Origin of the sequence: Ewingella sp. S1.OA.A_B6, from assembly GCF_049889095.1 — a bacterium.
Classification (GTDB): Bacteria; Pseudomonadota; Gammaproteobacteria; order Enterobacterales; family Enterobacteriaceae; genus Ewingella.
Genome location: NZ_JBLJFK010000011.1, coordinates 77,873 through 90,198, shown reverse-complemented (window position 1 = coordinate 90,198; position 12,326 = coordinate 77,873). Strand labels below are relative to the sequence as shown.

At 51.8% G+C, this 12,326-nt stretch carries 11 protein-coding genes; 4 read left to right on the top strand and 7 right to left on the bottom strand.

Going from position 1 to position 12,326, the window contains the following annotated elements; genetic code table 11:
• Positions 1-43: 43 nt before the first annotated feature.
• Entirely contained in the window at positions 44-616 is a 573-nt protein-coding gene (locus ACMV8I_RS17340) for an NADPH-dependent FMN reductase (protein ID WP_498866446.1), read from the bottom strand.
• Positions 617-714: 98 nt separating this feature from the next.
• Positions 715-1,440 (bottom strand): 4'-phosphopantetheinyl transferase family protein, encoded by a 726-nt coding sequence (locus ACMV8I_RS17335; protein ID WP_498866445.1) that lies wholly within the window; start codon positions 1,438-1,440, stop codon positions 715-717.
• A gap of 322 nt (positions 1,441-1,762) precedes the next feature.
• On the opposite strand from ACMV8I_RS17335, the gene ACMV8I_RS17330 reads away from it, so the two are divergent.
• Both ACMV8I_RS17330 and ACMV8I_RS17325 read left to right on the top strand, forming a co-directional pair.
• Positions 1,763-3,658, top strand: coding sequence for a methyl-accepting chemotaxis protein (locus ACMV8I_RS17330; protein ID WP_498866444.1), 1,896 nt, complete (start codon positions 1,763-1,765; stop codon positions 3,656-3,658).
• 110 nt (positions 3,659-3,768) lie between these two features.
• On the top strand, positions 3,769-5,055 hold the full coding sequence (locus ACMV8I_RS17325; RefSeq protein WP_498866443.1) for a c-type cytochrome: 1,287 nt from the start codon (positions 3,769-3,771) through the stop codon (positions 5,053-5,055).
• Between the two features lie 74 nt (positions 5,056-5,129).
• On the opposite strand, the gene mnmE is transcribed toward ACMV8I_RS17325, so the two are convergent.
• The 5 genes from mnmE to rpmH all read right to left on the bottom strand — a co-directional run bounded on the left by mnmE (position 5,130) and on the right by rpmH (position 8,999).
• A complete protein-coding gene (mnmE, locus tag ACMV8I_RS17320) occupies positions 5,130-6,494 on the bottom strand; it encodes a tRNA uridine-5-carboxymethylaminomethyl(34) synthesis GTPase MnmE (RefSeq protein WP_498866442.1) in 1,365 nt (454 codons plus the stop codon).
• Positions 6,495-6,622: 128 nt separating this feature from the next.
• Positions 6,623-8,257 carry a membrane protein insertase YidC gene (yidC, locus tag ACMV8I_RS17315; RefSeq protein ID WP_498866441.1) on the bottom strand — a complete coding sequence of 545 codons (1,635 nt, stop codon included), beginning with the start codon at positions 8,255-8,257 and terminating at the stop codon, positions 6,623-6,625.
• Positions 8,258-8,259: 2 nt separating this feature from the next.
• Positions 8,260-8,517, bottom strand: coding sequence for a membrane protein insertion efficiency factor YidD (yidD, locus tag ACMV8I_RS17310; RefSeq protein WP_072009927.1), 258 nt, complete (start codon positions 8,515-8,517; stop codon positions 8,260-8,262).
• Complete coding sequence (gene rnpA, locus ACMV8I_RS17305) at positions 8,481-8,840, bottom strand: ribonuclease P protein component (RefSeq protein WP_034794314.1); 360 nt, start codon at positions 8,838-8,840, stop codon at positions 8,481-8,483. Before rnpA ends, yidD begins: the two co-directional genes overlap by 37 nt.
• Positions 8,841-8,858: 18 nt before the next feature.
• Positions 8,859-8,999 carry a 50S ribosomal protein L34 gene (gene rpmH, locus ACMV8I_RS17300; protein WP_140475521.1) on the bottom strand — a complete coding sequence of 47 codons (141 nt, stop codon included), beginning with the start codon at positions 8,997-8,999 and terminating at the stop codon, positions 8,859-8,861.
• 699 nt (positions 9,000-9,698) lie between these two features.
• On the opposite strand from rpmH, the gene dnaA reads away from it, so the two are divergent.
• Both dnaA and dnaN read left to right on the top strand, forming a co-directional pair.
• Positions 9,699-11,096 carry a chromosomal replication initiator protein DnaA gene (gene dnaA / locus ACMV8I_RS17295; RefSeq protein ID WP_498866440.1) on the top strand — a complete coding sequence of 466 codons (1,398 nt, stop codon included), beginning with the start codon at positions 9,699-9,701 and terminating at the stop codon, positions 11,094-11,096.
• A gap of 4 nt (positions 11,097-11,100) precedes the next feature.
• Entirely contained in the window at positions 11,101-12,201 is a 1,101-nt protein-coding gene (dnaN, locus tag ACMV8I_RS17290; protein WP_498866439.1) for a DNA polymerase III subunit beta, read from the top strand.
• The last annotated feature ends 125 nt before the right edge of the window (positions 12,202-12,326 follow it).

Genomic DNA, 12,326 nt, shown 5'->3' with positions numbered 1-12,326 from the left:
AAAAACCGCAAAATCTGCGGTTTTTTTTATCTGTGCGGTGGCGTTATTTGAGTGCCACTCGGCGGGTATAGTCAGCGAACGCGGTCAGTTGACCGCTCAGGAAGTCGAGCGTGCCCTGTTCGATGACTTCTCCAGTCTGCTCATCTACTTTGTTCTGAATCACGCCGCCCATAAATTCAGGACGGTTCATGACCATTGCATCGAGAAATACCAAAATTTGGCGCAGATGATATTGACAGCGCGCGCCGCCAATGGGTCCCATTGAACTGGTCTGGATTAGCACTGGTTTGCCCGCCAATGGCTGACCAGGCAAGCGAGATATCCAGTCGATGGCATTTTTCAGACCACCAGGGACTGAGTAGTTATATTCCGGGGTGACGATAATCACGCCATCGGCCTGGCGTATTTGTTCAGCAATTGCTTCGATATCAGCCGGGAAACCCTCTTCCTGTTGAATATCCGCATCGTATAACGGCAGGCTTCCAATCGATGGCAGGGCTTCAATGCTCACGCCTTCGGGGGCAAGTTTAGGCAGGGTACGCGCGATCATCGCGTTGTAAGAGCCTTTACGCAGGCTCCCTAGCAGTGTGACAAACTTGAGTGGTTTAGTTGACATTGGCTACTCCTGTGATGGATGAGTACTGAAATGAGGTTTGTATTAATCTGGCCCGGAGTGGGATGAACGGAATAGTTCAGGGCACACTGGCAGAAAGGTTATTTCGCCGGAGGCAGACTGGTGAATCTCATAAAATGAGGCGAATCAGGCTGCTGTTGCGGTGACAATGTTTGTGTGCGAGTGAAACCGTTGTTCGGGTCATAGCGCCAGCACAGCAGCCGCATGATAGTGGGAGTATGCGCGCATGCCCAAGTCAGGGAACCATCGATATCACTCATCACCTGCGCTTCGGGCGTGAGGACGGAGCGCAGGCGGCCCGATGCCGGGTTCAGGCTCAGGTTCTTTTCGCCATACTCAGTCAGGCCGGATAATTTCAGCATACTTTGGCGAATACACCAAAGCTGAAGAGCCGACTCCACCGGATCGCTTTGCTGGGTGATCCACGTTTGTTCAACGGTTGACAGCTGTGCCTGCTGTTGCGGATTAATCAGCGCGCTGCGGGCATGGATGATCTCCAGATCCAACCCAACCTTACCTTCACTGCTGAGCATGACGCCTGCTGTGCTGCCTGCGAAGGCCAGGCTGAAATCCGGCAGGTTGGGCGATTCAAAACTCGGGCGGCCGCTCGGCAAAATAATGATAGTGGGTAGCTCAGTGATGCCGTAAAGATAAAACATCATTTCTGCCAGCAGAACGCGACCCGTCAGAAAGCGCTTGCGCTGTTTTTCAGAAAGAGTTCTTGCGGATAATATTACGTCGGCGGGAAGGCGGTGAGTATCCGTCTCAGGATCCGCAGTTACCCATTTAGCAAAGTGGCACGCCATTGTTCACTCCATGATTAATGGTTCGGCTTATTTTCTCTCAGGGCTGTGAGAATAACATTAAGAGAAATCATTAAGAACAGCTTAAAAGCTGGCAAAAAATGCTGTTTACCGGCTTAAAAAAAACGTTATGAGCATAAAAAGGTGAGCCAATTCACATCCTCATATTTTTGTTGAGAATAATCACATGCTGAGCCCTCTTTCACTCGTGGGTTTGATCCCCAGGCAACAAGATATATCTACTACAGGGGCATAAAGAAACGCAGAAAAATGCCGTTAGTAGTAGAGCAGCGATCTCGCTGCTTTGCCTGTGAGCACCGCGAAAATGTTAAAAACAACGCAATCACGCTTTATCGCTTTAATCAGCTTATTTTTCATTTTACTGATTATCTGTACGCTCATTGTCATCCAGGTGTTTATCTCTCCCAAACTGAAACAGGCTGAAAGCATGCTGGTCGCCGATCAGGTGGGAGATGTTGCCGTGGTCATTAACGCCCGTCTGAGTAACGTTGAATCTCAGGTTCGCAGCATTACCCAAAGTGTGGCGCAGATGGACAGCGCATCAATCGATACTCTGTTACCCTCGTTGGTGGATCAGTACGGCGACAGCGCAGTGTTTGGCGGCGGTATCTGGCCATTACCCAATCAGCGTGATCCCTCTAAGGTCAAGTTCAGTACCTTCTTTGCCCGCAACAGCAACAATGAACTGACCGTCAATACATTCTGGAACAGTACAGAGTCGCCAAACTATTTTGAACAATCATGGTACTTGGCTGCGCTAAAAGGCGAAAAGGGGCAGTGTATTTGGGCCCCTGCTTACTTTGATGACGCCAGTACTCAGCCGCGAACCAACTGCGCTATGGCCATTTATAAAGGCGATAAGCAGTGGGGCGTGGCAACTATCGACGTGACTCTGGGTTTCTTCAACCAACTGGTTACCGATATTGAGAAAAAGGTCCACGGGACAATTTATATCGTTGAACAAAATGGCACCATCGTCGGCACCAGCCACAGCAGCTCCGAAAAATTGCCTAAGCTGGCCTCACTTGGTGAGCAGTCACCGCTGGTGGCACAGATCCGCAAAAGTCTCGATCAGATAAAAGACAGCGGTAATCTGGAAGCTGAGTACAGTAATGACGGCATAGATCACACCCTGTTTATGAGCAAAATTCAGGGGCCCTGGTACATCGTGACTGATATGCCAACCAGCCAGCTATTGCAGCGTACCCACAGTATTCTTGCCAGTCTTGGGCTAGTGCAAATCCCGATGGTATTACTGTTGTTGCTGATTCTGGTTATCGCTATCAAAATCTTCATGCGTCAGCTTGCAGCACTTAATAAAAATATCAGTCAGCTTTCAGTCGGCGGTGCCGATCTGACGCAGCGTTTACCGCAAAGCCGTAGTCCGGAGTTTGACGCGGTGAACCGCAGCTTCAACAACTTCCTCGACTTTCTGCAGTCTATCCTTAAACAGGTGGGAGACAGCACGTTGGCCATCGCTTCGGCTTCACGGCAGATTGCCAGCGGTAACCTTGATCTCTCGGCACGAACTGAGGAGCAGGCGAGTTCCATTGAACAAACCGCAGCGTCAATGGAGCAGTTGACCAGCACCGTGAAGCAAAACGCCGGAAATGCCGAAGGGGCAAACCAGTTGGCACGTGATGCTTCGGCAGTAGCAGAGAAAGGTACGCGGGTCGTGCGGCAGGTGGTGGAGACAATGGGTTCCATCAACGGGTCATCGAAGAAAATCGTCGATATCATCAGTGTGATCGACGGTATCGCTTTCCAGACCAACATTCTGGCGCTGAACGCAGCGGTCGAAGCGGCGCGTGCTGGTGAGCAAGGGCGTGGTTTCGCGGTGGTTGCCTCTGAAGTGCGTAGCCTGGCCCAGCGCTCTGCGACGTCTGCGCGCGAAATCAAGAAGCTTATCGAAGACTCCGTTGCCAATATCACCACCGGCAGCCAACTGGTCGCCACCGCAGGTAACACCATGGATGAATTGGTGGTTGGCGTTAATAACGTGGCAACATTAATGAGTGAGATCATGTCGTCAAGCCAGGAGCAAAGCCTCGGGATTGAGCAGGTAAACATAGCGATCACCCAGCTCGATAACACCACACAGCAAAACGCCGCGCTGGTGGAACAGGTTTCCGCAGCGGCGCAAGCTATGCAGGAGCAGACGTTGCAACTGGAAACTGTAGTGGCAGGCTTTAAACTCTGACTTTTTGCATACATACTCAGGCCCGGCAGGGTAACCGCCGGGCTTTTTCGTTTTAGCTCGATATATCCCGCCAGCCTGACATAAAAATCTCACACTTAACGGATGGCTGAATGAAAACGAGAATGGGAGGGTACGCCAGTCTGGTACTGGGAAGTTTTCTGAGCTGCGCCGTCGTCCAGGCTGCGAGGGTGGATCCCGCACAAATCAAAGCGGGAGAATATTTGTCGCGTGCGGGGGATTGCGCCGCTTGCCATACCGCAGCGGGTGGCAAGCCGTTCTCTGGCGGCCTGAAAATGAGCACGCCGGTGGGTGCTATCTATTCGACCAACATCACGCCTGACGTTGAAACCGGCATTGGCAACTATTCTGAACAAGACTTCAGCCGGGCTTTGCGCGAAGGTATCGCTAAAGACGGTCATCGTTTATATCCCGCCATGCCATATCCCTCATTCAGCAAAATTACCGATCGCGATATTCATGAGCTCTATGTTTATTTCATGCATCAGGTTCCGGCGGTCCGCCAGCAAAATCGCAGCAGCGACATACCGTTCCCCCTTAATTTGCGTTCCCCGCTGGCGCTGTGGGATAACGTTTTTGCGGTACCACAGCTCTATTATTCCAATCCGCAAAAAACCGCTGACTGGAACCGGGGGGCTTATCTGGTTCAGGGATTAGGGCATTGCGGCAGCTGCCATACGCCCCGTGGTGTGGGTTATCAGGAAAAAGCGCTGGATCAGACATCAAAAGATTATCTCTCTGGTGGGACACTGGAAGGCTGGCATGCGCCAAACTTGCGTGGCGACGCCACAACCGGTCTGGGGCAGTGGAACCTACAGGAAATCAGCCAGTTTCTGAAGACTGGACACACGGAAAGGGCGACGGCGTTTGGCTCCATGACGGAGGTCATCCACAACAGTACCCAATATCTCAGCGATGCCGATCGGCAGGCGATGGCGGTCTACCTAAAGTCTTTCCCGGCAGACGGGAATTTCCGGGTGCAGGTTAACGACAGTGGGACTACCAACGTGCTGAATAGCGCAAGCGTTTCAGCACCCGGCGCGCAGCTTTATCTGGACAACTGTGCTGACTGTCATCTTTCCAGCGGACAGGGCGAGGAAAGCCGCTATCCAGCGTTGGCGCAAAACCCGGTAGTGGTAAGTGCAGATCCGTCTTCCCTGATTAACCTGGTGCTGAATGGTTCACATGCTCCGGTGACGCAATATGCTGCCAAACCGGCCAAAATGCCGGGCTTCTCCTCAGAGCTGAACGATCAGCAGGTTGCCGAAGTGGTGAACTTTATCCGCAATGGCTGGGGGAACAAGGCACCGGACATTCGTGCCTCGCAGGTGAAAGAGATGCGGAAAATGACCGACGCGGCACCGCCCGAAAAACCCTAACACATAGATATTCGGCAATAAAAAAGGGGAAGTGAGCGATTACTTACCCTTTATCATTACTCGCTTAGCCGGGCTTACTTCCCAATACAAAAACTGGAGAAAATACGGCCCAGCAGATCGTCGGAGGTGAACTCACCGGTGATTTCACTCAGGGCGAGCTGTGATATGCGTAGCTCTTCGGCCAGCAGTTCCCCTGCGCGGGCACCGAGAAGTTGGTCTTTACCCTGCAGAAGATGCTCGGCCGCCAGTTCCAGCGCCTGTAAGTGACGGCGACGAGCGAGAAAACCGCCTTCCATGTTGTGGTTGAAACCCATGATCTGTTTCAGGTGCTCGCGCAGCAGATCGATACCGTCGCCGGTACGGGCGGAAAGACGAATAAGTGAGTGGCCATTCACTTCCATCTGACCCAGTGCTTCGCCGGTAATATCGGCTTTGTTGCGCACCACGACGATAGGTAAAGCGGCCGGAAGACGTGCCATAAACTCCGGCCAGATTTGTGCAGGCTCAGTGGCGCTGGTGGTGGTACCGTCAACCATGAACAGCACTAAATCTGCTTGTTCGATCTCATTCCATGCACGCTCGATACCGATACGCTCAACTTCGTCACTGGCTTCCCGCAGGCCCGCAGTATCAATGATGTGCAAAGGCATACCGTCGAGGTGAATATGTTCGCGCAGGACATCACGCGTGGTCCCGGCAATATCGGTGACGATGGCTGCTTCACGACCCGCTAAGGCGTTCAGCAGACTGGATTTTCCGGCATTCGGTCGACCGGCGATCACCACTTTCATTCCTTCACGCAACAGGCTGCCCTGACGCGCTTCGGCACGCACAGCATCGAGATCGCTAATCACCGTATTAAGCTGGGCTTCAATTTTTCCATCCGAGAGAAAATCAATTTCTTCATCGGGGAAGTCGATCGCTGCTTCCACAAAGATACGCAGGTGAGTGAGTGCTTCCACCAGATGATGAATACGCTTCGAGAAGGCACCCTGCAAGGAGTTAACCGCCGAACGGGCAGCCTGCTCGGAACTGGCGTCAATCAGGTCAGCGATGGCTTCGGCCTGGGCCAGATCCAGTTTGTCATTGAGGAACGCGCGTTCGGAGAATTCACCGGGGCGTGCAATACGTACGCCATCCAACGATATAATGCGTTTTAGCAGTAAGTCCAGGATCACCGGGCCGCCGTGACCTTGCAGCTCCAGCACATCTTCGCCAGTGAAGGAGTTGGGGCCGGGGAACCACAGCGCTATACCCTGATCGAGCGTTGAGCCATCAGCATCACGAAACGGCAAATAATCGGCGTAACGGGGTTTCGGCAACTTACCTAAGATTTCCTGCGCAATCTGGCTGGCCGCACGGCCTGAAACGCGCAGAATGCCGACTCCGCCACGGCCGGGAGGTGTGGCTTGTGCAACGATGGTTTCTGAGGTGCTCATAGCGGATGATCTCTTTTGGTCTTTTTACTGATATGCAAAAGGCGGTCAAATGACCGCCTTTTTTATTTGCTTCACAAGTTCAGTTTCACAAGTTTAGCTGTCAGGGCTTAAAAAGCCCTGACGTTAACTTATGCTTTTTTCTTGTCGCGGCTGTGCAGGCCACGTTTTTCCAGCCCGCGATAAATCAGCTGCTGCTGGAGAATGGTCACCAGGTTACTGACGATGTAGTACACCACCAGACCAGACGGGAACCACAGGAAGAACACGGTGAAGATGACCGGCATGAAGGTCATGATCTTCTGCTGCATCGGGTCAGTGACGGTAGTTGGCGACATCTTCTGAATGAAGAACATCGTGATACCCATCAGAACCGGCAGAATGTAGTACGGGTCTTGCGCTGACAGGTCATGGATCCACAGGGCGAACGGCGCGTGGCGCAATTCAATGGAGCCAGACAGCATGTAATACAGCGCCAGGAAGATTGGCATCTGGATAACCAGCGGCAGACAACCTCCCAACGGATTCACTTTCTCAGCTTTATACAGCGCCATCATCTCCTGACTCATGCGCTGTTTGTCATCACCAATACGCTCACGCATAGCGGCTAGTTTCGGCTGTAGCATACGCATTTTGGCCATCGACGTGTATTGAGCGCGGGTCAGTGGGTACATGATGCCGCGGACAATAAAGGTGATGATGATGATGGAGAAGCCCCAGTTACCGATGAAACCGTGAATGAACTTCAACAGTTTGAACAGTGGCTGAGAAATGAACCACAACCAGCCATAGTCTACGGTCAGATCAAGGTGTGGCGCGATAGCGGCCATTTTGTCCTGAATTTCCGGGCCAACCCACAGGGTCGAAGCAACTTGTTGCTGCGCACCAGGCTGGACAACAAAAGGCGAACCTTTAAAGCCTACTGCTGAGATGCCGTTATTGGTGGTGGTGTAGAAGTGGTTGGTATCGTTCGCTGATGGGATCCACGCCGTTGCAAAATACTGCTGCAACATGGCAACCCAGCCGCCTTGCGTCGTCACATTCAGCGCATCGCTCTTATCGAACGCATACTTCTGATATTTGTCATCACTGGATGAGTACGCTGCGCCGCGGAAAGTATGCAGGGCGAAGTTATTGCTTCCGGTGTCTTTGTGTTTCGGCAGCTCAGTGGTTTGACGCAGCTGGCCGAACATGGTCATTTCGAGCGGGGCAGAGGTCGTGTTGTTGATGTTGTACTCAACGTTGACCGCGTAAGAACCACGCTTGATAACGAAAGTTTTGGTGATCACTACGCCATTCTCAGCCGTGTAGGTCAGAGGAATGCGCAATTCGGCCTGGCCTTCACCTAAAGTGAAGTCATCCTGGCTGGCTTTGAACAGAGGACGTTCGCCGTTTGCCGGGTTATCAGGACCGTTTTTACCTGTCAGACCGCTTTGAGCCTGATAGATGAAATTAGGTGTTGTTTCCAGAAGTTGGAACGGTTGGTTTGAACCCAGAGTTGTTGGGTAAGCAGTCAGTAACGCCTGGTCAATGTCGCCACCACGAGTATTGATGCTTAATGAAAGCACGTCAGTATTAACCGTGATCATTTTGCCCTGTCCGCTGCCAGGAACAACCTGGTTAGCAGCATCGCCGTTAGCAGTATTCGCTGTCTGTTGCGTGGTCTGGTTGGCTGGTTGCGGAGCGTTGTCCGTCTGCCAGGCCTGCCAGATCATGAAGGACACGAACAGCAGAGCGATGAGAAAAAGATTGCGTTGCGAATCCATCGTTAGAGTTCTCTGTTATTGTCGGTTTTCGGCGGTACGGGGTCATCACCACCTGGGTTCAAAGGATGGCATTTTAATACGCGTTTCAATGTCAACCAACTGCCTTTTAACATGCCAAAACGACCAATTGCCTCAATACCATATTGAGAGCAGGTTGGTCGAAAACGACAATGCGGCCCAAGCAAAGGACTGATAAAAAGCTGATAACCACGTATCAGCCCGATCAGGATGCGGGAGCCTGCCGGCAATGTCGACGCCATAATTTCTCCAACGCTTCCGTCAACGCACGATTATCTAAATCGGCGACACCCTTTTTGGCAACCACCACAAAATCCATCGAAGGCAACTTATGTTGAAGTAGCCGGAAACTTTCGCGGGTAAGGCGTTTGATCCGGTTACGCTCATGAGCGCGTTTGACGTGTTTTTTGGCGACCGTGAGACCCATGCGGGGATGCCCCAGCTCGTTCAGGCGGCCGAGTATAGTGATTTGCGGCGTGCCAGCCCGTTGTGGCTGCTGGAAGACAAAAGTGAAATGACGGGGAGTTAACAAGCGTAACTCCCTGGGAAAAGCGAGCTTAACCACTAAATAGGTTAGCTTTTATTACTTAGACGCTGACAGACGGGTACGGCCTTTCGCACGACGGCGGGCCAGAACCAGACGACCATTTTTGGTTGCCATACGAGCACGGAAACCGTGGCTACGGTTGCGCTTCAATACGGACGGTTGGAAAGTGCGTTTCATAGCGATTTCTACCTAAACTTAAATTATTACTGATTTAGTAAACGCGTTGGCTGTCGGCGAAAAAACGACCGATACCTTTATCGCAACATATAAAGAAGCGGGATTGTAATAACTGTACAGTCCTGAGTCAATTTACATTACCAGAAAGTCGCCAGATCTATTTACCAGAGATGCCATAATGGCCCGTGGTCACCGCTTAATCCCATCTGGCTATGACCATCAGGAACACAGGCATCACACGTAGGGCTGAGGATTATACGGACTCCACCATAAAGCGCAAGGATCCGCGGTTGATCCTTGCAAATTTCTCCCGTGATCTTGCGGCCAACACACTCAGAAATGCGTCAGTGCAATCCTATTTTTTCGCCATCGTGACGATAACGTCGCCTAATTATTTTAGGATCGGCTAAGCTTGTGCACTTGTCGATCGTAGCCTGTGGATAAAAAGGATCTAATCTGTCAGGAAGGGGAGGATCTCTGTGCCGGATTACGTTATGATCCGCCATTCCGATCGCGATCCCAACCGGGCCTGCCGTCGACAAATCCGCAAAAAGCGGTTCGCACGTTGCTTCACATTGCTGACAGGGTGATGCGAAGACTTTTACTCCGCTATGCCTGGTGGAACGTGTGCCAAAAATCATGATTTAAAAAATATCCTGATCCTTTTCTTTTTTTGATCTTGTTCGAGTGGAGTCCGCCGTGTCACTTTCGCTTTGGCAGCAATGTCTTGCCCGTTTGCAGGATGAGTTACCTGCCACAGAATTCAGTATGTGGATACGCCCTTTGCAGGCGGAACTTAGTGACAATACTTTGGCGCTTTACGCACCGAATCGTTTTGTCCTGGACTGGGTGCGAGATAAATACTTAAACAACATCAACGGATTGCTCAACGATTTCTGTGGGGTAGATGCGCCATTGCTGCGTTTTGAAGTGGGCAGTAAGTCACTTATTCAGCGTGTGAATCAGCCGGTCACCACCGCGAGCGTCAGTTCACCGGTAGCCCATCAACCGGTGCCACGCCTTGCGCCTTCGCGTCCCAGTTGGGACAGCTCAGCGGCGCAGCCAGAATTGTCTTACCGTTCAAACGTCAATCCTAAGCACACTTTTGATAACTTCGTCGAAGGTAAATCGAACCAGCTGGCTCGTGCTGCGGCACGCCAGGTGGCTGATAATCCGGGTGGTGCTTACAATCCTTTATTCCTTTATGGCGGTACCGGTCTCGGTAAAACCCACTTATTGCACGCTGTGGGCAACGGCATCATGGCGCGTAAAGCCAATGCTAAAGTGGTGTACATGCACTCCGAGCGTTTTGTTCAGGACATGGTAAAAGCCCTGCAAAATAACGCCATTGAAGAATTTAAGCGCTACTACCGTTCAGTCGATGCATTGCTTATTGATGACATCCAATTTTTTGCCAACAAAGAGCGTTCTCAGGAAGAATTTTTCCACACCTTTAATGCCCTGCTGGAAGGTAATCAGCAGATCATCCTGACCTCGGATCGCTACCCGAAAGAGATCAACGGCGTAGAAGATCGTCTGAAATCCCGTTTCGGCTGGGGTCTGACCGTGGCGATCGAACCGCCTGAGCTGGAAACCCGCGTAGCGATCCTGATGAAGAAAGCCGACGAAAATAATATTCGGCTGCCGGGTGAGGTGGCGTTCTTTATTGCTAAACGTCTGCGTTCTAACGTCCGCGAACTTGAGGGCGCGCTGAACCGGGTTATCGCCAATGCCAACTTTACTGGCCGGGCGATCACCATCGACTTCGTTCGCGAAGCGCTGCGCGATTTATTGGCGCTGCAAGAGAAGTTGGTCACCATTGATAATATTCAGAAAACGGTGGCCGAATATTATAAGATTAAGATCGCTGACTTGCTTTCCAAACGGCGTTCCCGTTCGGTTGCCCGCCCCCGTCAAATGGCGATGGCGCTGGCAAAAGAGCTCACCAACCACAGCCTGCCAGAAATCGGCGATGCGTTCGGTGGTCGCGATCATACAACGGTGTTGCATGCCTGCCGGAAAATTGAGCAGTTGCGTGAGGAAAGTCACGACATCAAAGAAGATTTCTCCAATTTAATCAGAACATTATCCTCCTAGCGCTATGAAATTTATTGTTGAACGTGAGCATTTGCTAAAACCGCTGCAACAGGTCAGTAGCCCGCTGGGTGGACGACCAACGCTGCCTATTCTCGGCAACCTGTTATTGCAGGTTACTGAGGGTTCGCTGTTGCTGACCGGAACCGATCTGGAAATGGAGATGGTGGCGAAAGTGGCCCTGTCCCAACCCCATGAAGCGGGCGCGACCACCGTACCGGCGCGCAAATTCTTTGATATCTGCCGTGGTTTGCCAGACGGTGCGGAAATTTCCGTGGCACTGGACGGCGACCGGATGCTGGTTCGTTCCGGCCGCAGCCGTTTCTCGCTATCGACCTTACCAGCAACGGATTTCCCTAACCTCGACGACTGGCAAAGTGAAGTCGAATTCACACTGCCCCAGGCAACGTTAAAACGTCTGATAGAAGCCACTCAGTTTTCCATGGCGCATCAGGACGTTCGTTACTACTTAAATGGCATGTTGTTCGAAACCGAAGGTGAAGAACTGCGTACCGTTGCTACCGATGGTCACCGTTTGGCGGTCTGTTCTATGCCTATCGGCCAGTCTTTGCCATCGCATTCGGTGATCGTGCCGCGCAAAGGTGTGATGGAACTGGTGCGTCTGCTCGACGGCGGTGAAGCCCTGTTGCAGCTGCAAATCGGCAGCAACAACATTCGTGCTCACGTCGGTGACTTCATCTTTACATCCAAGCTGGTTGATGGTCGTTTTCCTGATTATCGCCGCGTATTGCCGAAGAATCCCGACAAAACTTTGCAAGCCGGTTGCGACCTGCTTAAACAGGCTTTCGCCCGTGCAGCGATCCTCTCTAATGAGAAGTTCCGCGGTGTGCGTTTATATGTCAGCCACAACCAACTGAAAATCACGGCGAATAATCCTGAACAGGAAGAAGCGGAAGAGATTCTGGACGTGGGTTACGATGGCACCGAAATGGAAATTGGCTTCAACGTCAGTTATGTACTGGATGTCCTCAATGCACTGAAGTGCGAAGACGTTAATCTGCTGCTGACCGATTCCGTATCAAGCGTGCAGATCGAAGATGCGGCCAGCCAGTCTGCGGCCTATGTCGTCATGCCAATGAGGCTGTGATCGGGCTATCTTACTTGTCATTTTGCGATTGGGCAGTGCTCGTCTTTTTTATAAAAAATAAATGGCTCACGTACTTGAGTACGCTCCGTTTACTGCGCGCTGTCCGCACGCAAACTGACTGCGAC

Coding starts and splice junctions, on each gene's coding strand:
- ACMV8I_RS17340 (WP_498866446.1), bottom strand. CDS start 616: ATGTCAACTAAACCACTCAAGTTTGTCACACTGCTAGGGAGCCTGCGT.
- yidD (WP_072009927.1), bottom strand. CDS start 8,517: ATGGCGTCGACATTGCCGGCAGGCTCCCGCATCCTGATCGGGCTGATA.
- yidC (WP_498866441.1), bottom strand. CDS start 8,257: ATGGATTCGCAACGCAATCTTTTTCTCATCGCTCTGCTGTTCGTGTCC.
- rpmH (WP_140475521.1), bottom strand. CDS start 8,999: ATGAAACGCACTTTCCAACCGTCCGTATTGAAGCGCAACCGTAGCCAC.
- ACMV8I_RS17325 (WP_498866443.1), top strand. CDS start 3,769: ATGAAAACGAGAATGGGAGGGTACGCCAGTCTGGTACTGGGAAGTTTT.
- ACMV8I_RS17335 (WP_498866445.1), bottom strand. CDS start 1,440: ATGGCGTGCCACTTTGCTAAATGGGTAACTGCGGATCCTGAGACGGAT.
- ACMV8I_RS17330 (WP_498866444.1), top strand. CDS start 1,763: ATGTTAAAAACAACGCAATCACGCTTTATCGCTTTAATCAGCTTATTT.
- mnmE (WP_498866442.1), bottom strand. CDS start 6,494: ATGAGCACCTCAGAAACCATCGTTGCACAAGCCACACCTCCCGGCCGT.
- dnaN (WP_498866439.1), top strand. CDS start 11,101: ATGAAATTTATTGTTGAACGTGAGCATTTGCTAAAACCGCTGCAACAG.